The 25,694-nt window shown below is 28.9% G+C and carries 25 protein-coding genes and 1 tRNA gene; 2 read left to right on the forward strand and 24 right to left on the reverse strand.

Features of this window, described 5'->3' with window-relative positions:
- Positions 1–212: 212 nt before the first annotated feature.
- The 21 genes from uraA to rsmH all read right to left on the reverse strand — a co-directional run bounded on the left by uraA (position 213) and on the right by rsmH (position 19,605).
- Positions 213–1,481, reverse strand: coding sequence for a uracil permease (gene uraA, locus BM119_RS04230; protein WP_090039194.1), 1,269 nt, complete (start codon positions 1,479–1,481; stop codon positions 213–215).
- Positions 1,482–1,532: 51 nt separating this feature from the next.
- Positions 1,533–2,069: a bifunctional pyr operon transcriptional regulator/uracil phosphoribosyltransferase PyrR gene (pyrR, locus tag BM119_RS04235; RefSeq protein WP_090039196.1), complete on the reverse strand. Its 537-nt coding sequence runs from the start codon at positions 2,067–2,069 to the stop codon at positions 1,533–1,535.
- A 152-nt stretch (positions 2,070–2,221) separates the two neighbouring features.
- Complete coding sequence (locus tag BM119_RS04240) at positions 2,222–3,139, reverse strand: RluA family pseudouridine synthase (RefSeq protein ID WP_090039197.1); 918 nt, start codon at positions 3,137–3,139, stop codon at positions 2,222–2,224.
- Positions 3,139–3,585 (reverse strand): signal peptidase II, encoded by a 447-nt coding sequence (lspA, locus tag BM119_RS04245; RefSeq protein WP_090039199.1) that lies wholly within the window; start codon positions 3,583–3,585, stop codon positions 3,139–3,141. Before lspA ends, BM119_RS04240 begins: the two co-directional genes overlap by 1 nt.
- Positions 3,586–3,609: 24 nt before the next feature.
- A complete protein-coding gene (locus BM119_RS04250; protein ID WP_090039200.1) occupies positions 3,610–4,218 on the reverse strand; it encodes a TraR/DksA C4-type zinc finger protein in 609 nt (202 codons plus the stop codon).
- 94 nt (positions 4,219–4,312) lie between these two features.
- Positions 4,313–5,113 carry a 3-deoxy-7-phosphoheptulonate synthase gene (gene aroF / locus BM119_RS04255; protein ID WP_090039202.1) on the reverse strand — a complete coding sequence of 267 codons (801 nt, stop codon included), beginning with the start codon at positions 5,111–5,113 and terminating at the stop codon, positions 4,313–4,315.
- A 310-nt stretch (positions 5,114–5,423) separates the two neighbouring features.
- Complete coding sequence (locus BM119_RS04260) at positions 5,424–6,038, reverse strand: DivIVA domain-containing protein (protein WP_090039204.1); 615 nt, start codon at positions 6,036–6,038, stop codon at positions 5,424–5,426.
- Between the two features lie 12 nt (positions 6,039–6,050).
- A complete protein-coding gene (locus BM119_RS04265; protein ID WP_090039206.1) occupies positions 6,051–6,818 on the reverse strand; it encodes a YlmH family RNA-binding protein in 768 nt (255 codons plus the stop codon).
- Between the two features lie 2 nt (positions 6,819–6,820).
- Positions 6,821–7,276 carry a cell division protein SepF gene (locus tag BM119_RS04270; protein ID WP_090039207.1) on the reverse strand — a complete coding sequence of 152 codons (456 nt, stop codon included), beginning with the start codon at positions 7,274–7,276 and terminating at the stop codon, positions 6,821–6,823.
- Between the two features lie 18 nt (positions 7,277–7,294).
- Positions 7,295–7,963 carry a YggS family pyridoxal phosphate-dependent enzyme gene (locus BM119_RS04275; protein WP_090039209.1) on the reverse strand — a complete coding sequence of 223 codons (669 nt, stop codon included), beginning with the start codon at positions 7,961–7,963 and terminating at the stop codon, positions 7,295–7,297.
- Between the two features lie 88 nt (positions 7,964–8,051).
- The gene (locus BM119_RS04280; protein ID WP_090039211.1) at positions 8,052–8,789 is read right to left on the reverse strand and encodes a DUF881 domain-containing protein; all 738 of its coding nucleotides are present in this window, start codon (positions 8,787–8,789) and stop codon (positions 8,052–8,054) included.
- 12 nt (positions 8,790–8,801) lie between these two features.
- A complete protein-coding gene (locus BM119_RS04285) occupies positions 8,802–9,143 on the reverse strand; it encodes a small basic family protein (protein WP_090039212.1) in 342 nt (113 codons plus the stop codon).
- Between the two features lie 15 nt (positions 9,144–9,158).
- On the reverse strand, positions 9,159–9,881 hold the full coding sequence (locus BM119_RS04290; protein WP_090039214.1) for a DUF881 domain-containing protein: 723 nt from the start codon (positions 9,879–9,881) through the stop codon (positions 9,159–9,161).
- 11 nt (positions 9,882–9,892) lie between these two features.
- Positions 9,893–10,669, reverse strand: a complete 777-nt coding sequence (locus BM119_RS04295; protein WP_090039215.1) for a cell division protein FtsQ/DivIB — start codon at positions 10,667–10,669, stop codon at positions 9,893–9,895.
- A gap of 217 nt (positions 10,670–10,886) precedes the next feature.
- Positions 10,887–11,990 (reverse strand): stage V sporulation protein E, encoded by a 1,104-nt coding sequence (gene spoVE, locus BM119_RS04300; RefSeq protein ID WP_090039217.1) that lies wholly within the window; start codon positions 11,988–11,990, stop codon positions 10,887–10,889.
- A gap of 22 nt (positions 11,991–12,012) precedes the next feature.
- Positions 12,013–12,921 carry a phospho-N-acetylmuramoyl-pentapeptide-transferase gene (mraY, locus tag BM119_RS04305; protein WP_423230996.1) on the reverse strand — a complete coding sequence of 303 codons (909 nt, stop codon included), beginning with the start codon at positions 12,919–12,921 and terminating at the stop codon, positions 12,013–12,015.
- A gap of 123 nt (positions 12,922–13,044) precedes the next feature.
- Entirely contained in the window at positions 13,045–14,409 is a 1,365-nt protein-coding gene (locus BM119_RS04310; protein ID WP_090039220.1) for a UDP-N-acetylmuramoyl-tripeptide--D-alanyl-D-alanine ligase, read from the reverse strand.
- 12 nt (positions 14,410–14,421) lie between these two features.
- A complete protein-coding gene (locus tag BM119_RS04315) occupies positions 14,422–15,867 on the reverse strand; it encodes a UDP-N-acetylmuramoyl-L-alanyl-D-glutamate--2,6-diaminopimelate ligase (RefSeq protein WP_090039222.1) in 1,446 nt (481 codons plus the stop codon).
- 86 nt (positions 15,868–15,953) lie between these two features.
- Positions 15,954–18,131: a stage V sporulation protein D gene (locus BM119_RS04320; RefSeq protein ID WP_090039223.1), complete on the reverse strand. Its 2,178-nt coding sequence runs from the start codon at positions 18,129–18,131 to the stop codon at positions 15,954–15,956.
- 28 nt (positions 18,132–18,159) lie between these two features.
- Positions 18,160–18,645 (reverse strand): FtsB/FtsL family cell division protein, encoded by a 486-nt coding sequence (locus tag BM119_RS04325; RefSeq protein ID WP_090039224.1) that lies wholly within the window; start codon positions 18,643–18,645, stop codon positions 18,160–18,162.
- 18 nt (positions 18,646–18,663) lie between these two features.
- On the reverse strand, positions 18,664–19,605 hold the full coding sequence (rsmH, locus tag BM119_RS04330) for a 16S rRNA (cytosine(1402)-N(4))-methyltransferase RsmH (RefSeq protein ID WP_090039226.1): 942 nt from the start codon (positions 19,603–19,605) through the stop codon (positions 18,664–18,666).
- Between the two features lie 473 nt (positions 19,606–20,078).
- Between rsmH and BM119_RS04335 the strand changes: the two genes are divergently transcribed.
- Positions 20,079–20,175, forward strand: a tRNA-Sec gene (locus BM119_RS04335).
- A gap of 318 nt (positions 20,176–20,493) precedes the next feature.
- Here BM119_RS04335 and ychF read toward each other — a convergent pair.
- Entirely contained in the window at positions 20,494–21,591 is a 1,098-nt protein-coding gene (gene ychF, locus BM119_RS04340) for a redox-regulated ATPase YchF (protein ID WP_090039227.1), read from the reverse strand.
- A 205-nt stretch (positions 21,592–21,796) separates the two neighbouring features.
- Positions 21,797–23,569, reverse strand: a complete 1,773-nt coding sequence (locus tag BM119_RS04345; protein WP_090039229.1) for an Eco57I restriction-modification methylase domain-containing protein — start codon at positions 23,567–23,569, stop codon at positions 21,797–21,799.
- Positions 23,570–23,599: 30 nt separating this feature from the next.
- On the opposite strand from BM119_RS04345, the gene pdaA reads away from it, so the two are divergent.
- Positions 23,600–24,439 (forward strand): delta-lactam-biosynthetic de-N-acetylase, encoded by an 840-nt coding sequence (pdaA, locus tag BM119_RS04350; protein WP_090039231.1) that lies wholly within the window; start codon positions 23,600–23,602, stop codon positions 24,437–24,439.
- 90 nt (positions 24,440–24,529) lie between these two features.
- Here pdaA and BM119_RS04355 read toward each other — a convergent pair whose 3' ends face one another.
- Positions 24,530–25,684 carry a CD0519/CD1768 family membrane protein gene (locus BM119_RS04355; RefSeq protein WP_090039232.1) on the reverse strand — a complete coding sequence of 385 codons (1,155 nt, stop codon included), beginning with the start codon at positions 25,682–25,684 and terminating at the stop codon, positions 24,530–24,532.
- Positions 25,685–25,694: the final 10 nt, after the last annotated feature.

Genomic DNA, 25,694 nt, shown 5'->3' on the forward strand with positions numbered 1-25,694 from the left:
GACAAGTTGCGGTTGAAAACCACAGTTTTTCTAAAAAACATTTCTTTCTTATCACTTATCACTTGCAACTTTTTACTAATAAAAAACTATTTAATTCTAAATTTTATCACCATTTTAGAATCAAAAACTTTATACTTTCTTAGACATTAAAATAAGTGAGGCAAACCTCACTTATCTTATTATATTACAAAAAGTTATATTAATATAGTATTTTATTCTTCAGTTCTACTCTTCTCTGGCAAAACAAGATTTAATATTACTCCAACTAATGTGGCAAGTGCAACTCCTGAAAGTTCAACTCCTTTTATATTTATAACAGCACCACCTATACCTAAAACAACTATAACTGATACTATTATAAGATTCTTCTTTTTACCAAAGTCTATTTTATTTTCAACAAAAACTCTAAAACCTGATGATGCTATTATTCCAAATAACAATGTACTTACGCCACCCATAACTGGCATAGGTATATTCGCTATTATCTGTGCTACTGGTCCTATAAATGAAAGTATGATAGCAATTACTCCTGCAAATCCTATTACCCATACACTATATACCTTAGTAATAGCCATTACTCCTATGTTTTCACCATAAGTTGTATTTGGAGGTCCTCCAATCAAACCTGCAAAAATGGTTGCAACACCATCTCCAAGAAATGATCTATGAAGTCCTGGATCTTTTGTAAAATCCCTACTACAAACATTGTTTGTAACATACACATGGCCAATATGCTCCGCTAGTGTAACAAAAGCTACTGGTGCCATAAGCATTATAGCCTGAATGTTAAATGTAGGTCTAGTATACTCAGGAATTTGTATTAATTTTGCAGTTTTAATTGCCTCTATTGCTGTATCTGGAACAAGTCCTAATATAAGGGATAATATATATCCAACAATCATAGCAATTAAAATAGGTATAACACCCAAAAATCCTTTAAAATACATGCTACCAAAAACAGCAATACCTAATGTCACTAAAGAAACTAAAATCCAGTAAAGTCTCGGTACATCCTTAAGCGCATCTGTAGTGAAATTTGGATTCATACCAGCCCAGTTAATAGCAACGCCTGCAAGTCCTAGTCCTATAACTATAACTACTGCACCAACTACAACTGGAGGTAATATTTTATCAATCCATCCACTACCAGTAAGCTTTACTATAAATGCTACAATTACATATATAACTCCTGCTGCTACAACTCCTGAGAGCATACTACTGGTGCCAAACTTTTCTGAAGCTGCAACCATAGGTGCTATAAATGCAAAGGATGAACCTATATATGCAGGCAATTTAGCCTTCGTACATATAATGTATAATAGGGTTCCTACACCACTAGAAAACAATGCTACTGATGGGCTTATCCCTGTAAGCATTGGCACTAGAATCGTTGCTCCAACCATAGCAAATAAATGTTGCAAACTTAACGGTAAGGTCTTCCCTATAGGTAATCTTTCTTCTACATCGACAAAATTTTTCATGTTTTTCCTCCTCTTAATAACCTCACAGGGTTATTTTAAAAAGCCTATTTTTTATTTTTCATATATCTTTACTGAATCTTCATTATCAAACTCAATAATTTCAACTGATACAATTTCCTCTTTTGATGTTGGTATATTCTTACCAACATAGTCTGCCCTTATAGGTAACTCTCTATGCCCTCTGTCTATAAGAACACCTAATTGTATACTACTCGGTCTTCCTGAGTCCATAATAGCATCTATTGCAGCTCTTACAGTTCTTCCTGTATATAAAACATCATCTATTAATATAACTTTTTTGCCCTTTACATCTATCCCAATTTCTTTATTATTTACTGTTGGTAAATCACTTAATGTATCTAAATCATCTCTATATAATGTGATATCCACTTGTCCAACTTCTACATCTACACCCTCAAATTTCTTTATATTTTCAGCTATTCTTATGGCTATTGGATATCCTCTTCTTTTTATTCCAACCAGTACAATACCTTCTGTACCCTTATTTTTTTCTACTATTTCATGTGAAACTCTAACTAAACTTCTTCTTACAGCATCATTATCTAATAAAATAGTCTTTAATTTCATAAACAATCACCTCATAAAATAATAACATAAAAATAAAAGTCTTACTCCAAAAGGAATAAGACTAAGAATACTCTTATAAATTACTCATTCCTTATGACTTCACAGAGCCACTTAAAGGTTTATGTTTATAAAAGCATATCACATTTATTATATTATTTCAATTCATTTTTAAAAATAGTTAATACTTTTTGAAAGTATTCTGGTAATGGACTTTCAAATTCAATAAATTCATTTTTAGTAGGATGAATAAATCCTAAGACTTTAGCATGTAAAAGTTGTCCTGTTGCTTTAAATCTTTGTTTTTTATATCCATAAACTGAATCACCGATTAAAGGATGACCTATATACGCCATATGAATCCTTATTTGGTGTGTCCTCCCTGTTTCTAAATTACATTTAACTAATGTAGCAGTTTTAAATCTCTCTATTACTTTATAATGAGTTATTGCATGTTTACCATTAGAAACTACAGCAAACTTAATTCTATCTGTTGGATGACGCCCTAAGTTTGTTTCTATTATTCCTTCTTCATCTTTAATTATACCCTCCACTAAAGCATAGTATTCTCTTTTCATTGAATGGGCTTTAAATTGCTCTGATAACTTATTGTGAGCATAATCATTCTTAGCAATAACTAGTACTCCTGATGTATCTTTATCTATCCTGTGGACTATTCCAGGTCTTATAACCCCATTTATACCTGATAAATCTTTACAATGATTTAATAATGCATTTACTAAAGTTCCATTATAAACTCCTGCTGCTGGGTGCACAACCATTCCTTGAGGTTTATTAACTACAATTACATCACTATCTTCATATAAAATATCCAATGGTATGTCTTCAGGTTCAACCCATAATTCTTTAGGTTCTGGTATATTTACAACTACCTTATCCTCTAATCTAAGTTTATAATTGCTTTTAACATTTTTCTCATTGACTAATACTTGATTATCATCTATTAACCCTTGTATAAACGATCTAGATTTATCTTCTATTTTCTCATTAAGAAACTTATCTATTCTTATACCAACATTGTTTTGTTCTATTAAAAAATTATTTCCTTCCATTATTTAACATCCTTTATTATATATATTGCAAGTAAAAACGTTCCTATAACTACTAATACATCCGCTATATTGAATGTGGGAAAATAATAAACATTTTTAAAGTGTACTAATATAAAATCCACAACGTAATTGTAGTAAATTCTATCTATCAAATTCCCTATAGCTCCTGATATTATAAGTGCTAAACTTATTGTAAGAAGTTTATTATCCTTTCTATGTTTAAATAAAAATATAATCATACCTATGATTAAAATTAATGCAAACAATGTAAGAAAAATAGTTTTTCCTTTAAAAATACCAAAAGCTGCTCCTCTGTTTTCTAAATATGACAGTTGAAAAAAATTCTTTATTACAATTATATCTAATTGTTCTTTTAAAGTTCCTATAGCCCATAATTTAGATATTCTATCTAATATAATTCCTAATATTATTATAATTATTTCCAAAAGTCCCCATCCCCTTTAAGTTCTTTAATCTGGTAATTGCTTTTTATATTCTTCATTGCTAATAGCTTCGATTGGCTCTACATAAACTTCATCATTATCATACTCATATTCTGGCACTCCATCAATGTAATTTATCCTATCAACACTTTGTAAACTGTCCTCACAGTCAAAATAAGTTTTATCTCTATAATCATTAATCCCATAACTAAATGGATTTTTCAAAAATTCATCTTTATTAATTTTCGAAAGAACATTATCTGACTGTAATTCATTCTCTTTTTCTTGACATTTCACACATTGATTTGCATAAGGCAAAAATTCTAATCTTTCCTTAGGTATATTTTTGCCACAGCCTTCGCATATTCCATACTTTTCATTTTCTATAGATTTTAATGCAGTTTCTATTTTATTAAGTATATGATATTCATTTCCCTTTATGGCTATAGACTTTTCTTTATTAAATAACTCTTCTCCTAAATCTCCTGTGTGATTATCGTATGTTGATAATTCACTAGCAAATTCTTCATTTGAGTCAATGGCCTCATTTTCTTTTAATTGATCTATCAAAGCCTCAACCTTTTTTTTCTCTTTTATAAGCTTATTTTTAAAATAATCTTTTTCTATATTATTCATATCACTTACTCCTTTGTAAATATAATTTTAAAATATAAAATTTATATTTTATATAATTACTCTTTACAATAGGATGATTTTTTATAACAATAAACTATATAATTTTTTCCAATATTTTAACATTTTTTAAGATTTTCTCCATGCTTTCCATGTTAATAGTCTGTCTTGAATCTGATATAGCTTCTTCTGGATTTATATGACTTTCTATTATGAGTCCATCTGCACCTGCCATTATTCCAGCTAATGACATACTATGTACTAATTCTCTTAAGCCTGTACCATGGCTTGGATCTACAATTACAGGCAATCTATATTTTTCCTTTATATATGCTACTGCATTTAAATCTAAAGTGTTTCTTGTATATGTTTCAAATGTTCTTATACCCCTTTCACAAAGTATTACATTTTCATTTCCCTCTCTCATTATATACTCAGCTGCATAGACCCATTCCTTTATTGACGCACTCATGCCTCTTTTTAATATTATAGGTGCCTTAGTTCTACCTACTTCCTTAAGTAAAGAATAATTATACATATTTCTAGAACCAATTTGAATTATATCTATGTAGTCTAATGCATATTCAACATCTCTTGTATCCATTATTTCAGTAGATACAATCATTCCTGTTTCTTTTCCAACAGATTTTAAAATTTCTAAACCTTGTTTTTCTAAGCCTTGAAAATCATAAGGAGACGTTCTTGGTTTAAATGCTCCTCCTCTTAATGCATGAACACCTATTTTTTTTAGCTTTACAGCTATATCTTTCATATTTTCATAGTTTTCCACTGCACAAGGTCCTGAAAATACAATTTTCTCTTTTTCACCTAATATTTTATTTCCTATCTTTATTTTTATATCACTACCACTATTTTTTTCTACTAATAATTTATTCATCTTCATATTCACCTTCTGTATTTAAATTAAAAACCTTTAATTACCAACTAAATATTATCTTTTATAAAGTTATTTATGTAAAATCAAAGTTAATTCCAATTATTATACCATATAACGTATATATGTATTGTATATGATAACATACTTTAAAACAGATAACAATTTATGTATTTTACATTACAAATAAATATCAATGTAATAATAAAGTTATATTTCAATTAAAAAGTTATTATTATCATTATCTACTTTATTTATAATATTTATTTTATCATAAATAATCAAGAAAAAACTCACTCAATTGAGTGAGTTTTTATGATTCATCTTTTATAAAAAAACTTTTTATAGCCTCTAAATCATCTTTCTTAAAATCTTCTTCATTAACTTCATTAAGATTTAATGTTATAGGCTCTCCTAGCTCTATTTCTTTTTCTTCTATCTCTTTTTCTATAGGTGATCCTACATTATAATTTTTCACAAAATCTTTCTCCAAGTCATCAAAAGTTTCCAATTGAATTTGCATAAAGTTTCTAAATTTAGCTCTGAACTTTATAAATTCTTGTTTCATTTTATCGTACTCTTGAGTTACTTGCATTACATCATTATGAGCTTTATCTATTATTTTTTGTGCTGTGTCATTAGCATTTCTTATAACAAACTCTGCTTCTTTTTTAGCTGAATCTTTAGCCTGTTCCGCTGCATTCTGTGCTAAAACTAAAGTGTTTTGTATTGTTGCTTCTATTTTAGTGTAATACTCTATTCTTTCATTCATAGCAGCTATTTTTTCTTTTAAAGCTGCATTTTCTTTAAATAATGACTCATAATCTTCTACAACTTTATCTAAAAATTCATCTACTTCTTCTGGATTATACCCTCTTATTATACGCTTAAATTCTTTATTATTTATATCCATTGGAGTTATTTTCATGGTATGTCACCTCTAATTATATTTTTTTACATTTAACTTAATTCTTCCACTAGAAGTACTTCCTAAAATACTTGAAAGCTTGAATTTTCCATATCCTCGTATTGTTATAGTGTCTCCCAAAGCTAACTCTTTACTCTTTTCATTAACTTCGCTATAATTAACCAATACTTTACCCTCTTTAAGTAATTTTTCACAATTTCCTCTTGATATCTTAGTTATTGCGCTAACCACACAATCTACTCTAAGAGACGTTGATATTGTGTTTAAGTCTTGAAAGTTTATTTTAGGAAGTTCTTTATAGTCCTTAACCTCTGATACATTACATGGAGCACTTGAAACAGATGTAATATTATCAATTATGTATTGAGAAACTTCTCTAATAACAGTTATAAATGCTTCATTATCATTAACTATTAAATCTCCAAACTTCTCTCTAACTATTCCTAATGATATTATAGCACCTAAAAAATCTCTATGACCCAATTTATGAAACTTAGATTTACATTTTATATTTAATATAACAAATGGCATATCATAATAACTTTCATGGTTAAATGCTATTACATTTCTTTCTGCCTCTTCAAATCCCCCTAGAAATGTAATATTCATATTATATTTCATATTAAGATTGTTTAATGTGTTGCAAACACTAGGTGGATAAAACTCGTTAGTATATAGAGGATAAGTCACCTTACCCGCTATATTTATTTTATCATATAGCAATGCTAAAGCATCCTTATCCTCAAATTTAAAACAGTTTATAAAATCTTTTTTATTCATTATTACTTCCAGTTAAATAAGCCTTTACTTGATATTTCAGTTTTTAAATCGTTTGATACTTCAACATTAGATGGAGATAAAACATACACTCCTCTTTCAACTTCTTGAAGTTCACCACCTAGTGAATAACTAGCACCGCTTATAAAATCTAATAATCTTTGAGCTGTTTTAGGTTCTAATAATGTTGTATTAAACACTACTATTTTTCTACCTTGTAAATCATCAACTATATCAGTAGCTTGTTCAAAATCTGTTGGTTTAATTATTGACATTTTTGTAGCTGAATTTTTTACAGAAGGTGCTGCATTTATGTTAACAACCTTACTCACTCTTCTATTTGATGAAACAACTGGTTCAATTTCCTCTTCTTCTAATTCCATTTCATCATCATCATATTCATCATCATATTCATCATCTAATCCTAAAAAACCTCTCATTTTGTGTAATACATTTGCCATAACAAAACCTCCTAAAATTTAAATCTGTTTTTTGTAAGTTCTTTTCCCAAAAATTCCTTCACCAATTCTTATAATATTAGACCCTTCTTCTAGTGCAATTTTATAATCATTGGTCATTCCCATGGATAATATATCCATGGAAATGTTATTAAATTTTCTAACCTTTAAAGAGTCAAATATATTTTTAATCTCTCTAAAATAACCTCTACAAGATTCTTCATCTCCCTTAGGTATTACAGTCATCAAACCCATTACTTTTACTTTTTCACATCTTTCAACTTCAAGTAAAAGTTCTTCTAAATCTTCAATAAGTAACCCTGTCTTACTCTCTTCTCTTCCTATATTTATTTCTATAAGTACATTACAAATTTTACCTTTCAACTTATATTGCTTTTCTATTTCATGAAGTAAAGAAACTCTATCCATGGAATGTATTAAGTATACCTTATCTACTAAATATTTAACTTTATTACTTTGTAAATGTCCTATAAAATGCCATCTTATCTCCTGATGAAATTCTCGAACTTTATCTTTAAATTCTTGAACTTTATTTTCCCCAAAATCTCTTACCCCAGCTTTATATGCTTCTTCCATTTCATCTAAAGATCTTGTTTTACTAACAGCAATCAAAGTAACTTCTTCAGGTATATCATTTTTTAATTTTAATACATTTTCGTATATTCCCAAAACAGTCTCTCCTTGCTATAATTTAAATATTTATTATTATATTGATAATTCTGCATTCATTGAGAAAATCCTTCATTTTTTATTTATTTTATTGATAATTTAAGTTTTTATTTTCCATTTCTCCTATGTATGCTGGAATTACAACTTCATCTTCTTCGTATATATTTACATTAATTCCTCTATTTATTAACCTTTTCAAGTAACTCTCACTACTTAATAAATATTTTTTCATAACCTCTTTATTACCAATAGCAGTTATATAAAATGGTGCTGGGGTTTTTACCCCATTAACACTTAAAAATGCCCATGAACAATAAATATCAGTGTTTGAAATAATCCTCTGTCCGTTTAATGATATAGCTTCTGCCCCTGCATTTTTCAATTCATTAACTGTTGCTATCATATCTATATCATGAATAATTCTTGATCTTATATATTCATTACTTTGTTCTGTAATTGAGTTGTTAAATTTTTCTCCTGTACCATCAACAAGAGTCATCTTGAGTCCTGGCCCCTTTACAGAAGTATATCCTAAAACTTCTTTATTTAAATTTATTTCTTGGTTTATTTCATTCACAATTTTATCCTTATCATTTTCAACATTCTTATATCCATCTAATTTTTTCTCGTTTTCAAAATAATTATTCTTAACTCTTATTACATCACTTAAGACTTGATTTTTTAAGTTAGATGCATCTTGATATTCTTTTGTGTTTAAAATGGTTCTATCTCCACCTGTACTACTTAAATTTATGTTTAAGGATATCAATATACCTATTGCAACAGCAGCTATAAAAACAACGATCTTAGGTTCATTTAATTTCATTAAATCACCTCATTAATCATGAGATTTTGCCTTTTCTATTAAAAGCCTTCTTATTATTGCGAAATTATCAAATATTCTTCCACCAAATACTATAACTGCAGCCATGTATATAGGTATTCCTAACTTATCTCCAAGATATGCTAACGCTGCTGCTAATGCCGCATTCCCAAAAAATCCTGAAATAAAAATATTTGCATGAAAGTTGTTTGACATTGAAGATCTTATCGCACCAAATACAGAATCCAAACATGCTAAAATAGCAACAGACATATATGGTGAAAATTGTGTTGGTATATTTACTTCTGGAATAAGTCCAATTAAAATACCTAGTAATAACCCTACAAATGCTATCATATTATTCACTCCTAATTATTTTACAGGTTTCATATATTCAAATTTATAACTTTTTCCAAACTTAGGTATCTCTAATTTAGAAGATTCCTCTATTTTTTTATCATAATATTGTAATGCTTGAAAATCCAATGCACCAGGGAAATTTAATCCTTGTATAAGATTTTCTTTATTTCCTATGGCTTTTATAACTATCTTATCTCTAGGCGAAATCCTCTCATCATTGATTAAAATTTGACTGTTTCCACTAGAGCTCTTTATACCTGTCTGTAATGTTACTCTCTTATCATTTATAGCTATAGCCTCAGCTCCAGAGTAGCTAAGTTCATTTACTATGTAAATAAGTTCTTCATCTCTTAAGTACTGAGCTGTAAGATTAGTTGAAAATATATTACTTTTTGGTGTTAAAGTTAATGTTATTCCTTCACCAACTACATCTACACTACCAATCAATAATCTAGTATCATCTAGCTGTTCTTTAAGTCCTTTTGTTACATCGCCATTGCTAGTTGCTGCATCCTCATATTGCTTAATCTGTTTCATTACTTCTTCATTCTTTTTTTCGTACTCTGTCTTCTCTTTCTTTAATTGTTCAATTTCTGATACTAAATCTTGAGAGTTATAAGCGTTTTTATTTAGATTTTTATTATTATCATTTAAAATTCTAAATTGATATGCTAATAGAAATCCTAGTATTGCACATACAAAGGCTACTGTTATTTGAGATGTATATTTCTTCATAATAAAACCTCCTATTTTTCCATGTAAACTACCGGATTTCCTTTAAAACTTACATCTATATATCCCTTTTTATCTTGAAACTCTGGTTTTTGCTCTAATATATTTAAAGCTTGATTTAATTTATCTTTTAATTCTTCATCTGTTCCTATTCTAATTTCAATATTTCTATAATAAAATCTTATATTAAGTAAGTCTTCTAAGTTCACACAATCAAAACTAATACCTGATTTATTAACTTTAAATAAATGAGACACTTCTTTTATTACATAGTCTCTTCTCTCATTGCTATCCTCTATTACGTCTCCAGCATTAACATTTGAGTAGTCAAGTCCCATAACTCTAACAAGTTTTAATCCATCTATTTTATCCCTAATTTCTAATATTCTTAAATCCTTATCAAATACAACAAATTTATTGTTAAAAACCCCATAAAAAAAAGCTTCTCTTTCTTTCACACTAAAAAGTATGGTATTAGGAAGTTGCCTTATTATCTCTAAATCTTGAATATAAGGTATCTCTTTTATGCTCTCTACAACATCTTTTTTATTAAAATAAAAGATATTATTTCCTTCTTTTATAGGTGATTTTGCTATTATTTCTTCGCTATTCACAATATTGTTATTTTCTATTAAAAAGGTAGTTACGTTAAAATAAGGAGCTTTTATAGCTATGGTTACAAGTATTGCTATAATAAAAATTACAAAAAATACAGCTCTCCTTATATTTCGTCTTATTCTTCTTTTCTTTAATTTTTCCTTAGAATAAGGGTTTTCTAACTTCTTCTTCATAATTTCCCCCCAAAGTGCTGCGTATATGTATATTTTTTATTTCTTAAATTTCAATTCTTATTTTTTCATGCATAATTTATAAGCATATATATTTATATCATATCATTTATAGTAACTTATTTCATTAAAAAATTCTTAAAATTTGATTAAATAATATATACAATTTGAATAAAAAATAAACTTAGAATCAATATAAAATATATTGATTCTAAGTTTATTACTCTAAATTCCTTGATATATTTAGTAATATTCCCATTGCTGCCAAGTTAATCACCAAAGAAGTTCCTCCATAACTTATAAATGGAAGAGGCACTCCTGTTACTGGCATAGATCCTGTTACAACAGCTATGTTTATTATAGCTTGAAGTGCTATAATTGATGTTATACCTACTGCAAGTAGAGTTCCATAAGTATCTTTAGAATTTTGAGCTATTGATATTCCTCTCCATATAAAGACTATAAAAAGTGCAATTATAAATAAACATCCTATCAACCCTAATTCTTCACCTATTATTGCAAATATAAAATCATTATGTGGCTCCGGCATATAAAAGGCTTTTTGTCTTGAATTTCCTATTCCTAAACCTAGTAACCTTCCTGAACCTAATGCATACAAAGACTGAATAAGTTGATATCCATTTCCAGCAGCATCTTTCCAAGGATCCAAAAAGTTAAGCATTCTAGCTCTTCTATAGTCAGCTGAAAATGCTAAAGCAAGAACTCCTGATAAAAGTACTGGTCCTACAAAACCAAATATATGTTTAGCCCTTGCTCCTGCTACAAACATAATGATAATTGTAACCATCATGATTATAGTTGCTATACTAAGGTTTTTCTCTAAAAGTATTAATCCTGCAAAAAAACCTGAAATACATAAGTATGGAATAACACCTTTTTTAAATTCCTTCATTTTTTCACCCATATTAGACATGCTTGCTGCTGTAAAAAGAACAATAGCATATTTGGTCATTTCAGAAGGTTGAAATGACATTGGGCCAAGTTTTATCCATCTTCTTGCTCCATTTACATCTGGAAAAAAGAATACTGCTATTAATAAAATTATACATACTCCTAGTATCCAAAACCCATGCTTCTTATACTTATGATAGTCTATACTCATGGTAACTAACATAGCTATAAACCCCAAAATTCCGAACACCAATTGTCTCTTAAAAAAGTACATACTATCTTGGTATAATTTATTATGAAGTGCAAAATATGAACTTGCACTATATACCATTACAATACCAATAGAAAGAAGTATCATTATAGTTGAAAACAATATAAAATCAACTTTCTTACGAGGTAAACCTTTTTTCATATAAATCCTCTCCTAAAGATTACTAAAACGATAAAAATGCAATAAAGCAGAATATGACCGTTAGTATAGAGAATACTGATACTATTTTTGTTTCACTCCATCCTTCTTGTTCAAAATGATGATGTATTGGAGCCATTTTAAATACCCTTTTACCAGTTAGCTTAAAAGATGTCACCTGGATTATTACTGATAAGGTCTCTATTACATATATAGCTCCAACTATAGCTAGTATAACCTCTAATTGTAATATCATTGCTGTGGCGGCTACTGCCCCTCCTAATGCTAATGATCCAGTGTCTCCCATGAACACTCTGGCTGGAAAAGCATTATATCTTAAAAATCCAAGTAAAGCTCCAACTAGTATTAAACAAAATATAGCTAGTGTATATTCTCCCATACCATAACTAACTAAAGCGAAAAATGTAACAACTAATATTGTTACTGATGTAGCTAAACCGTCTAATCCATCAGTTAAGTTGACAGCATTAGTTGCACCCGCAAAATAAAAAATCAAAAGGGGTATAAATAAAACTCCTAAATCAAAATAAATATTTGCAAATGGTATAAAAACTTTTGTTCCTATTTTTATGTTTGCATAATAAGCCAATCCAAATGAAACTATTATAAGCAAAATCATTTTTTGCCATGATTTTAATCCTAAGTTATTTTTATGAATTATTTTTAATAAGTCATCTAAAAACCCTATAAATCCAAAAGCTATAAATGAATATAAAGCAATCATAGCTTTATCATTAAATGATCTAACCATTATAAACATAGCAATTGTTGTAGCTACTATAAAAATTAAACCACCCATTGTAGGTGTTCCTGCCTTTTTTAAGTGGCTTTTAGGACCATCCTCTCTTATATATTGCCCAAATTTCAGTTTGTGAAGCATCGGTAACACCATTGGTGCTATAATTGAAACCATACCAAATCCTAAAACAATGGCAATCAATGTTTTATAGTTTATTATTGTGTTTAAATTTCCACTAATCATTCCCCATTATCTATCTTTGTTAAAGATAGAATCCTCCCTTCATTTGCTAGTTATTTATATTTCTTTTAATTTCTTAACTATTTGTTCAAACTTCATTCCTCTGGAAGCTTTAATTAATATAATATCTCCCTTTTGAACTAAGTCACCTATATTCTGTGAACACTCTTCTGTAGTATTAAAAGTTAATATATTTTTTTCAAAACCTTCTTTAAACATATTACTATATTCTCCAACAGCTATAAGTTCATCTATATTTTTTTCTTTTGCATATTTAGCTACATCTCTATGGGCATTTTCTGACTCACGTCCTAATTCTCTCATTGTGCCAAGAATCAATATTTTTCTTTTACCATTCATAGAGTTTAACACATCTATGGCCGCTTTCATAGAGTCAGGACTTGCATTATAACAATCATCTATAATTGTAAAGTCATCTTTTTTTATTATATCTAATCTCATAGAAGTAGCTTCTAAATTTTCTATTCCTTTGTTCATATCCCCAACTTTTAAATCAAGTTTTTTTCCTACAACATATGCCAGTAATGAATTTAATACATTATGTTTTCCAATCATAGGTAAATTTATTGTTCCAACATTTTCTCCATTATCTTCAATATCAAATTTTATAGAGTTATCTTCTAAAACAATATTTACCCCTCTTACCTGTGCGTTATTTTCTTGCATTCCAATAGAAACAACTTCATATTTATCTTTAGAGATGGTGTTAAGCATATCGTTATCCACATTTATTACAAGTACATTATCCTTATTAAAAAAATCTGTTACTTCCATCTTTGCTTTTAGTATATTTTCTCTTGTCTTTAAATTCTCAATATGAGATATACCTACATTTGTTATTACAGCTATATCTGGCATAGCTGCATTTGCTAGGTTATGAATTTCTCCAAGGTTGTTCATTCCCATTTCTAACACAGCAACATCATAAGTTTCATCTAATGAAAAAATCATAAGAGGCAATCCAATTTCATTGTTAAAATTACCTTTTGTTTTAAAAACTTTATATTTATCACTTAAAAATGCTGCTATTATATCTTTTGTAGAAGTTTTTCCTGTAGATCCTGTAACACCAATTATTTTTATATTAAGTTTTTCCCTGTATGCTTTTGATAATAATAATAAAGCCTCTTTTGTATCTTTAACTTGTATTATAGTTACACCACTTGGAATATCCTCTTTATTAAATTTTATTTCAGATACTATACAAATAGTACTGCCTTTTTTAATAGCATCTAAAATAAAATCATTACCATTAAAATTCTCGCCCTTTAAAGCTATAAATATACTATTTTCCTTTAATTTTCTAGTATCTGTTTCTACTGATTCATAATTATACTCTTTTCCATCTAATATGATTTTACCATTTGTAGATTCTAAAATTTCATTAATAGCTAGTTTCATACACTCACATCCCTATCTAAGTTCTTTTAATATTTCATCTACAATTTCGCGTTCATCAAAATGAATCTTACCATTTTTCAACACTTGATAATCTTCATGTCCTTTTCCTGCAATTACAATAACATCACCTTTTTTAGCCATTTCCATAGCTTTTTTAATAGCGTTTCTTCTATTTTCCTCCACTAAATAATTATCCTTATTTATTCCTTGTAATATATCTTCTATTATGCTTATAGGTTCTTCAGTCCTTGGATTATCCGAAGTAACAATACATAATTCTGATAAATCTGAAGCTATCTTTCCCATTATAGGTCTTTTAGTCTTATCTCTATCCCCACCACAACCAAAAACAGTTATAAGTTTTCCTGTAGTAAAATCTCTAGAACAATTAAGTATATTTTTAAGACCATCTGGAGTATGAGCATAATCCACAACTATATCATAGTCCAATCCTTTATTCACTGACACTATTTCACATCTTCCTGGTACAACAGCTTTCTCTAAACCCTTAATTATTTTATTAACTTCTATATTTTCTTTTAAAGCTACACCAATAACCCCTAAAGCATTATAAACATTATGATTTCCTGGTATTACTAAATCCATTAAATAAGTCTTGCCATTTATATCTAAATTAAACTTAACACCCTTAGATTCATTTTCAATATTATAAGCTCTTAAATCACAACCTTCATTAATTCCATAAGTTAATGCTGTATTTTTAAATTCTGCATATATTCTTTTTCCATAATCATCATCAATATTTATTACTTCATTTTCAGTCATACTAAATAACTTCTTTTTAGCTTGAAAATAATTTTCTAATGTCTTATGAAAATCTAAATGGTCTTGAGTTAAATTTGTAAATATGCTACTTGAAAATTTTATTCCATAAACTCTGTCTAATGCTAGTGAGTGTGACGATACCTCCATTAAGCAATACTCTACTTTTTCATCAACCATTTCCCTAAATAGTTTTTGAAGTTCTAATGATTCAGGTGTTGTTCTTTCTGTCTTTATTTTTCTACTTCCAATGTAATTGGCAACTGTTCCTATAAGCCCCACTTTGAACCCAGCTTCTTCTAGAATTGTTTTAAGCATAAATACAGATGTAGTCTTACCATTAGTTCCTGTTATACCTATTACCTTCATAGAGTCACATGGATTACAATAATAGTTCTTGGCACATATAGCTAATACACGTCTAGAGTTTTCAACTTTAATCACTGTTATATCCTCTGAAACATCAACCATATCTTCACAAATAATTACCTTTGCCCCATTTGTAAGTGCAGATTCAACATATTTATGTCCATCTGTCTTAAATCCCTTTACACATATGAAAATATCATTTTCTTGAATAAGTCTTGAATTATAATTCAAATAATTTATATCCTTATTAACACTTCCTTGTATAAGTTCGTAATCTACTCCCTTTAAAATATCACTTAGTTTCATAATTACACTCCTTAACATCAGTTAGTTATATACACAACATAGGCATGTGGCGTTTAAAATATTTAACATACCACATGCCTAAAAAATTAATCTCCGCCATTTATTGATAAAGTAATGTTTATTATATTACCTCTTGCTACAACAGTTTTAGCCTCAACACTTTGACCTGAAACTAATCCTTCTCCTTCAAAGCTTGCTTTAAGACCTAAACTATTTAAAACCTGTGTGGCCTTTTCTTTAGTCATACCAATTAATTCTGGTACCATCACTTCTTTATTATAATTTGCAGCTCCCTCAGTGTAAAGTATGATTTTTCCTCCTTCTTTTGCTATATATCCTGGCTTAGGATTCATATCATTAATATTTCCACCATTTCCTTGAACTTCTACCTCCAACTTAGAATTTTTTAATGCTGCTATAGCTTTATCCTTTGACATTCCTCTAACTTCTGGAACCATAACATCATTTAATAAGCTTTTTGCAACATCTTCTGCACTAGCATCTGACTTAAATTCTAAATAATTAAATATATCATTAAATACTTGTTTTGCAACTGGAACAGCAACTTCAGATGCATAATAGGTCCCTGCACTTGGCTCATCTACTGAAACAAACACTGTTATTTTAGGGTCATTTGATGGTGCCATTCCAACAAATGAAGCAACATATTTACCTGCCTCATATGAACCATTCTGTGGATTAACCTTTTGAGCCGTTCCTGTTTTACCAGCTATATGATATCCGTCTATAAAGGTCTTCTTACCACTACCCTCAGTTACAACTCTTTCAAGATATTGTCTTAATAATGTTGTATTTTCTTCACTTGCTACTCTTTTTGAATCATAGTCATCATATTTTGTAATATCACTATCATCTTCGCTTTTAATTTCCTTCATAACATGTGGCTTTATCCAAACACCATTATTAGCTACAGCATTAAAGCCTGCTAAAAACTGTATAGGTGTAACTGTATTAGTTTGTCCAAACGCAATAGTTGCTAAGTCAATCTCACTAATACTTTCCGTTTTCTTAACTATTCCCTTAGCTTCTCCTGGCAAATCTATTCCCGTTGGCTTTCCAAATCCAAATTCATCTATATGTTTATTTAATTTCTCTGCCCCAAGCATTTTACCTAACTCAACAAATCCAACATTACAAGAGTTTTTTATTATATCTGGAAATTTTTGAGTTCCATGTCCATTTCTGTTCCAGCAGTGAATAGTTCTATTTCCAATCTTAATACTTCCTGGACATGTGAAAGTTGTACCATCATTTATTATACCTTCTTCTAAAGCAGCTGTTGATGTTATTACTTTAAAAATTGATCCTGGTTCATAGGTATCATTTACAGCTCTGTTTCTCCACATTTTTTGGAGTTCATCACTGTTTTCAGCACCCTCTCTTGGATTGTTTGGATTAAAATCAGGTTTATTTACAAGGGCATAAACCTCACCACTTTTTGGATCCATTACTATTATAGACACAGCCTTAGCTTTATTGTCACTCATTGCCTGTTCTGCAGCTTTTTCTGCAAAATATTGGATTTTTTCATCTATGGTTAAGTATACATCCTTACCTGGTATTGGATCTGTATACTCTGATATTACGTTAGGAAGCTCTCCACTATTTCTATCTAACTCTGTTATACGCATCCCTGGAACACCCGATAAGTATTTATTATATGTTAACTCTACCCCTGTTAAACCTTCTCCATCTACATTGGTTGATCCAAGTACATGTGATAGAAAATTATTATTAGGATAATATCTTTTGGTATCTGGTGATACCATAACTCCCTTTATGTTTAAAGCACTAACCTTGTCCGCTTCTGACTTTTCAATTCTTCTAACAAGATTAGCTGAACCCATTGGTTCTCCACTTGGAAGTGTTTTTGTTAGAATCTTAAAAACAGTATCTCTTTCCATAGACGTAGCTTCTGAAAGCTTACCTGCCAATTCTTCCATTGTTATGTTATTTTTATTATTATTTTGTCTTATTGCATTCAGATCCAAGTCAATTCTATATACATTGGCACTTACAGCAAGTTCATTTCCATTTCTATCAAGAATTCTTCCTCTTTTTGCTGATAATTTTACTTCACTTGTCCATTGTTCCTTTGCCTTATATGATAAGTAATCTCCCTTCACCATCATTATATAAAATAATCTAAAAATCAGAACAAAGAGTAGTAGGAATAAACCTAGTAGAACTATTGTCATCCTTTTTCTTACTACAACTTCATCTTTGTAATCACCTTTCGACACATTGCTACCTCCAAACTAGCACTAATTACTAAAAGAATAAATCTTTAAAAAAATTCAGCATGCTATTATCTTTAGCCTCTATTTTCTCATCTTCTTGAAAATTGTCTTTGTTCAAATCAAGAGAAAGAGCATTTTTCCTATCTGGAGCTACCATTCCAAGCTTCTGTTCTGCACTACTTTTTACATATTCAAAATTACTAAATTTAAGAAGTTCTACTTTTAAGTTATCATTTGCCTCATTTACTTTTCTAACTTCTTTTTTTAAATCTAACAATGTTTTTTGTTTAGTAAACGTATTGCCATAGCTATATACCACTGAAAAACCGCATATAAATAACAAAGCAATAACTTTCAAAGTACCTTTTTTCACTTGCCATTGACGTTCCTTATTTCTTTTATTTCGTTCTTTTTTCACCCTTTTAAGTTCTCTATATTCTTTACTTATTTTTCTGTCTTGCTCTTCATTTGGTACACTCACAGTAGATCCATTAATGCTTTTCTCATTTATTATCATTCTTATTCACCCCTAAGATTATTTAGAACAAATTTTTTCTACACATCTAAGCTTAGCACTTCTGCTTCTTGGGTTAATTTCTAACTCTTGTTCACTTGGGTCAATAGGTTTTCTTGTTAAAACTTTCACCTTGGGTTTCTTATTACAGATACACATAGGAAAGTCTCTAGGACAAGTACAGGGATTTTCTAACGCCTTAAATTTAACCTTTACTATTCTATCTTCTAATGAATGGAATGTTATTATTCCCATTCTTCCATTCTCATTTAAGTGTTCTACCCCATCTTCTATTGCTTTATTTAATATTGCAAGTTCTCTATTAACCTCTATTCTTATTGCTTGAAATGTCCTTTTAGCTGGATGTGGTCCTTCTCTCCTGGCTTTAGCTGGAATAGCCGCTTTTATTATATCTACAAGTTCAAAAGTAGTTTCTATAGGCTTAGGGCTTCTTCTATCAACAATAAAGTCAGCCACACGTTTAGCGAATCTTTCCTCTCCATATTCTTTAATTATTTTGTATAGCTGCTCCTTAGAATATCCGTTAACAATATCATATGCGGAGAAATCACTATCTCTATCCATTCTCATATCTAATGCACCATCATGCATATAACTAAATCCTCTTTCCCCTGCATCCAATTGATATGATGAAACTCCCAAATCCATAAGTATTCCATCAACCTTATCTATACCTAAATTCTTAAGTATTTCTTCAATATTATGAAAGTTGTCATGTACGTATATTACATTTTCATATTCTTTTAATCTTTCTTTTGCAGCTTTTAATGCATCTGTATCCTGATCTATACCAATTAATGTACCTTTTGAGGATAACCTCTTTATTATTTCACTAGAATGTCCTGCTCCTCCTAATGTACAATCAACATATATTCCATCTTCTTTTATATTTAATGCATCTATACATTCCTCTAATAAAACTGATATGTGTTTAAACTCCATAGTAAATCTCCTTTTAAATTTTGCTTGTTTATTATTTAATTTTTTCTCAATAGTTAATATTATTTTTTTATTATCTAAACCCTTTAATATGACTACATTTACTCTTTCCTTTTATATATTATAATATTCTTTTCTCATTTGAACTAGTAAAAATGTGCTTTTGTATTAAATTTTATTTTAAAACTTTTGTAAAGTGCATAATTTCAACTATATTTAATTCACATCATAGAAATTTATTCTCTAAAAAATTTAAAAAACCTTTTTTAAATGTATTTTTCAATCTAATTATTTTCTTCTAATAAATTCCAAGTTTTTATCTAATTATTTTAAAAATCGTTGAATATCTTATATAGATATAAAATATTTCGCATTAATCGCTACATTATAATTAAATTCACTATAATATTACAAAATAGAATAAAAGTGTTGACAATTATTTCATTTTGTAATATTATATAAAACGTAAGCTACATGGGAGTAGATGAGTGCTGGTGTGCTCGCCGGTCTTCAAAACCGTGTTGTGGTGCTAAGACCACCATGGGTGGGTTCGATTCCCACATATTCCCGCCAACAAAAAGATTGAGATATTTAATATTCTCGGTCTTTTTTTACTTTATAGGATATTATAAAATTTCGAATCTGTAGATAACTTTGATAACTAATAAAATATATAGATCTTTTATTAGTACACCATTTCAATGTTAAATCTATCTATTATAGAACTAATCTTCATTTACGTGGTGTTATTTCAACTATCTAAATGTTATATATTTTATTACCTGTTTACCCACATAGTAAAATGGTGTGTTGGGCACCATCTGTAGCCCTGATATAAATAAAAACACACATAATTAGGATAATAACCTAATTATGTGTTTCTTTCTTTAATTAAACATTAAATCTAAATTGAACTACATCTCCATCTTTCATCACATACTCTTTTCCTTCAAGTCTGTAACATCCCTTTTCTTTAGCAGCAGCCTCAGAACCACACTCAATTAAGTCATTATAAGAAACAACCTCAGCTCTTATAAAACCTCTCTCTATATCTGAATGTATCTTACCAGCAGCTGCTGGAGCCTTTGTTCCATTGTGTATAGTCCATGCTCTTACTTCTTGAACACCTGCTGTTAAATAGCTCATTAGTCCTAATAACTTATAGCTCTTTCTAACTAATTGATCAAGACCTGTTTCATGAAGACCGTACTCTTCAAGCATAGCCATTTTTTCATCATCTTCTAAAGTTGACAGTTCTTCCTCTATTTTTGCACTTATAACTACAACTTCTGAATTTTCAGATTCTGCATATTCTTTTACTTTTTTAACATATTCATTTTCAATATTTCCATCCATTAAATCATCTTCTGATATATTTGCAACGTATAAAACTGATTTTGAAGTTATTAAAAACAAGCTATCTATGAATTCTTTCTCATCATCAGTAGCTTCTAATGTTCTTACAGGTTTTCCTGCTTCTAACTGTTCTTTCATTCTTTCCATTATTGCATATTCTGCTTTAGCCTTTTTATCTCCTGATCTCACAAGCTTTAAGGCTCTTTCCATTCTTCTTTCTAGAACTTCTAAATCTGAAAATATAAGTTCAAGATTTATTGTTTCTATGTCTCTTATAGGATCTACACTTCCATCAACGTGCACAACATTTTCGTCACTAAAACTTCTAACAACATGAACTATTGCTGATACCTCTCTTATATGAGATAAAAACTTATTTCCAAGACCTTCTCCCTTACTTGCTCCTCTAACTAATCCAGCTATATCATAAAATTCTATAGCAGTATATACTTTTCTTTTAGTGTTATACATCTTTTCTAAAACATCTAATCTTTTATCAGGAACACTTACAACTCCAACATTTGGTTCTATAGTACAGAATGGGTAGTTTGCAGACTCCGCTCCTGCCTTTGTTATTGCATTAAATAAAGTACTTTTACCAACATTAGGTAACCCAACTATTCCAAGTTTCATCTATGTACATTCCTTTCTCGTTTTAAATCTATATTTTTAAACCACCATTAGCTTGTATTAAAACAACGTATTATTGTTTATCACAACTGGTTTATTAATAAACTTATGTATAAATTTCAATCCTACTCCAGGGCATTTTATCCCTAGAATACGATTATACCGTTAGCCCCACTTAATAGTCAAGTATTACAGATTTTAAGTGTTTTTATTGTTTTTTTATGCTTTGGTTTATAAATTCTATCTCTTTTGATGTTAAATTATAAAAATCATATAATTCTTCCTCTGTAAAATTACAACTTAAAAACCTGTTCAAATCACTTAATATACCTATTTTCAAAAGATTATTAGGATAATATTCATATAAATAATCTCCTAACTTTTTAAGTACAGTTTTTATATAAAACTCATATATTTTACTATTTAAAATTTTTGTAAGATTTTCATATGACAATATATCTTTAGCTAGTATAAACCCATATACATCTGCACTAAAATAACTTCCATCCTCATCTATGGCAAATCTATTTTCATTAGATTTATATGGATGTATTATTTTTTTCTTTTTAAAACTCTCCTTATCCCTACCCCATTGTAATTCATACCATTTTCTAATACCTCTTATACACTCTCTTCTATTATTTAATTTTTCTTTAAATGGTTCTATATAGTTTAATGAATTTTTATGAATTTCTTCCTTTATATCATTTGAATATATCAATTTTAGATTACTTTTGTTTACTTTATTCTTATCTATATTACTACTTTTAATCCAAGAATGTATTAAATCCCTTTCTATTTTATGATTATTAATTATTTCTTCATTCACTATAAATGCTTTATCACAACCTGTAATAACGCCTTGAAAACTCTCCACTAAATTTCCAAGTTTACAATTGCTTCTTCTTATAATTTTATTTACTATACTTTTTTCAATCTCATCTAGAATAATCCAATTTTCATGTTCTAAATCACCGAATTTACATTTTATTATATGTATGTTTTTTTTTGTATCAACTTCACTTATAAAATTAAATTTTTTTTCTCTTATTTGGTTTAAGAAAGGTCTAAGAACCTGAAAATTGTATTCTTTGTTTACACATGATGAGTTCTTTAAAAATAATATGGCTGGGTCTATCCCAGTACCTTTAAAAGGTCTCAATCCATAATAATCAATTATTGTTTTGATTTCATAGTTGTTTTTTATAAAACTTCTAATACTAATAGCATTTTGCCCTTCTAAAAAATATCTTGATATTATAAATACAACTATACCTTCTTCTAAACATATTTTTTTTGCCTTTTTTATAAAACAATAGCATAGATCACTTTTATTTTTATAAACATCACAATAAAACTCTTTTATATTCTTTATATAAGACTTGTCTATAGATTTATGACCTATATATGGAGGATTCCCCAAAATAACATCAAACTTTTCTTTTTCATCTAACATAAGAAAATCATCATTTCTTATGTTGTCACTAAAATCGTTATCATCAATTAAAGACCATAAATCTAATCTTAATATCTCTATAGCTTTTTTATCTATATCAAATCCATATATGTTTTTTTCTAATATATGCTTATGTAACATATACTTATTTAAATTAAGATTATTTATTTTATTTATCATTTCTATGTTATCACAATAAATTTCAAATAAATATTTATATAGTTCGATTACAAAATTTCCTCCCCCACAACTAGGATCTAGTATCTTGATAAATGGATTTTTTATTATCATCTCTTTATTTATAGAATTCTTTATTATATATCTTACAATATTTCTTGGTGTATATACTGCACCCTTTTCCTTTTGTTTCTTTACAATTTCATTGTAAAAATCACTAAAATATATTTCTTGTTCCATGTTTAGATAGTTTTTACACTCATTAATTTTCTCTTTTATGTTAATACTATTATCTGATGAATATATTTCTTTATAATATTTTTTTATAATCAAATCAAATTTATCCATACATTACAACTCCTAAGATGAGGTGATTTTATGAGAAAATTTCTTATATACTCTTTAATTGGTCTCCATATATGTAGTTTACCAAAAATATCTATGATTGAAAACTTAAACAATAGTGTTATTACAGATACCCAAACCATATCTAGTAACTTAGAAACCAAAGAGTTAAATTGGTACTTTCAAATACGAAATGATGGTATTCCACCAAATGCTCCAAAAGAAAGTAAACGCTTTATAGCCAATTACGATTCCTATTACTTAGGTGATACTTCATCAAAAGTAATTTACTTAACCTTTGATGAAGGTTATGAAAATGGTTTTACTCCTGAAATCCTAGACATTCTAAAAAATAATAATGTTCCCGCTGCCTTTTTTGTTGTAAAACCTTATATAAAGCAAAATCCTGATTTAATAAAAAGAATGGTCGATGAAGGTCACTTAGTGTGCAACCACAGTACAACTCATCCTTCAATGGCATCTATTACTGACAAAGATAAATTTAATAAAGAGTTTTCTAATGTAGAAGAAGAATATAAAAATCTAATTGGTGAAGATATTCCAAAATTCTTTAGACCTCCTATGGGAAAATATAGTGAAACATCTCTAAAATACACTAAAGATTTAGGTTATAAAAGTATATTTTGGAGTTTTGCATATCACGATTGGGATATTAAAAACCAACCTGAAAAAACTAAAGCAAAGGAAACTATATTAAAACGTACTCACAATGGAGGAATAATATTATTACATGCAGTATCAAAAACAAACACAGAAATTTTAGATGATGTAATAAAAGAATGGAAATCAATGGGATATGAAATCAAACCATTAACTGAACTTCCAGATACTCCAATATTCTTACATGAATAAAATAAAAGTTACAAAGGTTTAAATCTTTGTAACTTTTATTTCTAGATAATTCTATGTAATTATTATAATCTCTCATAGAATATTTTGGTCTTAAGCTATAAGTACATATATCCAGTGTGCTGCAGTTCCAGCAAGTAAACCACCTAAAGTATGACTTAATATAGCTTTACCTGTTAAATTCCTACATTTCAATGAATCCATCATTGCAACATGAGTACTTAAATATCCACTCCAACACATTCCCATTGCTGTAAACACTGCAATTTCATTTCCTCCAATTATACCATTGGCAAGGAAATTAGGAACTAAACTTATAGCAGCACCTACAGCACCTAAAGATGTTATAGGGAAAGCTATTGCTTGAGGGTTCTCAAAACCTAATAATGGTTTTAAGATAAACGAAATTTTATCTCCTATCCATGGTAAGAATCCAACACCTTCTCCAATTGCTCCTGTATATCCTTGAGCTGATGGTCCATTAGTAAGTATCATAACAAAAGTACATATAATTAAAACTCCTGGTATAACAGCAAGACCAAGTTCTACCCCTGTCTTTCCACCATCAAGTAATGATGATAATATTCTAGCTCCTGTACTTCCTTCTCTTATTTCTCTAGTATCTAAAGACTCTTTATTTACGTCTTTAACTTCAATAGCCATTGCTTCTGTTCCATAAACTTTTTTTGTGAAATGAAGCATTAATCTAACACTTAATATACTTCCTAGTATTGCTCCTATATTACCTATAAGTGCAGCTTTAACCAAGTTTTCACCAGTTGGCGACTGCTGTGTCATCATAAATGTTGTTACTATAAGTCCCATACCAAAAGATGTTCCAAGGTTAGTTAACGCTGGAAGTTGGTACTTTTTAAAATATTTCTTAAATCCTTTGTCATCCGCTAAGGTTATTATAGCTGGATTATCAGAAAGATATGTTGTTACAACTCCTAAAGCCGCTGCTCCTGGTAAATTATATAATGGTTTCATAAATGGTGATAATATCTTATTGATGATTGCTATTACTCCAAATTCAGATAGCAATGATGCTACAGCACCTGCTATAACTGCAATCGCCATTATAAAGAACACAGTGTTCAGCAGCAAATCATGGGCTGTACTCATTATGGTTTTAAACATATTGACGGTTCCCATTTTTGTACCTATAGCTACAAAAAACACTATAAATAGGCCTAAGCATATAAAGCTCTCCAGGGTAATGGCCTTTTTCTCCTTAGTATTATTCATTTTCTTTCCT

It is taken from the genome of Clostridium frigidicarnis (genome assembly GCF_900111985.1).
Taxonomy (GTDB): Bacteria; Bacillota; Clostridia; order Clostridiales; family Clostridiaceae; genus Clostridium_Z; species Clostridium_Z frigidicarnis.

Excerpts from the sequence above, each read along its gene's own strand:
- BM119_RS04325 (WP_090039224.1), bottom strand. The coding sequence starts at position 18,645 with ATGATAATAAATGAGAAAAGCATTAATGGATCTACTGTGAGTGTACCA.
- BM119_RS04285 (WP_090039212.1), bottom strand. The coding sequence starts at position 9,143 with ATGATAGCATTTGTAGGGTTATTACTAGGTATTTTAATTGGACTTATT.
- BM119_RS04280 (WP_090039211.1), bottom strand. The coding sequence starts at position 8,789 with ATGAAATTAAATGAACCTAAGATCGTTGTTTTTATAGCTGCTGTTGCA.
- BM119_RS04240 (WP_090039197.1), bottom strand. The coding sequence starts at position 3,139 with ATGGAAGGAAATAATTTTTTAATAGAACAAAACAATGTTGGTATAAGA.
- pyrR (WP_090039196.1), bottom strand. The coding sequence starts at position 2,069 with ATGAAATTAAAGACTATTTTATTAGATAATGATGCTGTAAGAAGAAGT.
- BM119_RS04265 (WP_090039206.1), bottom strand. The coding sequence starts at position 6,818 with ATGAATAAAAAAGATTTTATAAACTGTTTTAAATTTGAGGATAAGGAT.
- BM119_RS04315 (WP_090039222.1), bottom strand. The coding sequence starts at position 15,867 with ATGAAACTAAGTGATATTTTAAAGGGAGTAGATTACGAACTTATACAA.
- aroF (WP_090039202.1), bottom strand. The coding sequence starts at position 5,113 with ATGAATAAATTATTAGTAGAAAAAAATAGTGGTAGTGATATAAAAATA.
- BM119_RS04290 (WP_090039214.1), bottom strand. The coding sequence starts at position 9,881 with ATGAAGAAATATACATCTCAAATAACAGTAGCCTTTGTATGTGCAATA.
- BM119_RS04250 (WP_090039200.1), bottom strand. The coding sequence starts at position 4,218 with ATGAATAATATAGAAAAAGATTATTTTAAAAATAAGCTTATAAAAGAG.
- uraA (WP_090039194.1), bottom strand. The coding sequence starts at position 1,481 with ATGAAAAATTTTGTCGATGTAGAAGAAAGATTACCTATAGGGAAGACC.
- ychF (WP_090039227.1), bottom strand. The coding sequence starts at position 21,591 with ATGAAACTTGGAATAGTTGGGTTACCTAATGTTGGTAAAAGTACTTTA.
- BM119_RS04260 (WP_090039204.1), bottom strand. The coding sequence starts at position 6,038 with ATGAAAATAACTCCAATGGATATAAATAATAAAGAATTTAAGCGTATA.
- spoVE (WP_090039217.1), bottom strand. The coding sequence starts at position 11,990 with ATGAAAAAAGGTTTACCTCGTAAGAAAGTTGATTTTATATTGTTTTCA.
- BM119_RS04295 (WP_090039215.1), bottom strand. The coding sequence starts at position 10,669 with ATGAAGAAGAAGTTAGAAAACCCTTATTCTAAGGAAAAATTAAAGAAA.
- BM119_RS04355 (WP_090039232.1), bottom strand. The coding sequence starts at position 25,684 with ATGAATAATACTAAGGAGAAAAAGGCCATTACCCTGGAGAGCTTTATA.
- BM119_RS04270 (WP_090039207.1), bottom strand. The coding sequence starts at position 7,276 with ATGGCAAATGTATTACACAAAATGAGAGGTTTTTTAGGATTAGATGAT.
- rsmH (WP_090039226.1), bottom strand. The coding sequence starts at position 19,605 with ATGGAGTTTAAACACATATCAGTTTTATTAGAGGAATGTATAGATGCA.
- mraY (WP_423230996.1), bottom strand. The coding sequence starts at position 12,921 with ATGGTTTCAATTATAGCACCAATGGTGTTACCGATGCTTCACAAACTG.
- BM119_RS04345 (WP_090039229.1), bottom strand. The coding sequence starts at position 23,569 with ATGGATAAATTTGATTTGATTATAAAAAAATATTATAAAGAAATATAT.
- BM119_RS04310 (WP_090039220.1), bottom strand. The coding sequence starts at position 14,409 with ATGAAACTAGCTATTAATGAAATTTTAGAATCTACAAATGGTAAAATC.
- pdaA (WP_090039231.1), top strand. The coding sequence starts at position 23,600 with ATGAGAAAATTTCTTATATACTCTTTAATTGGTCTCCATATATGTAGT.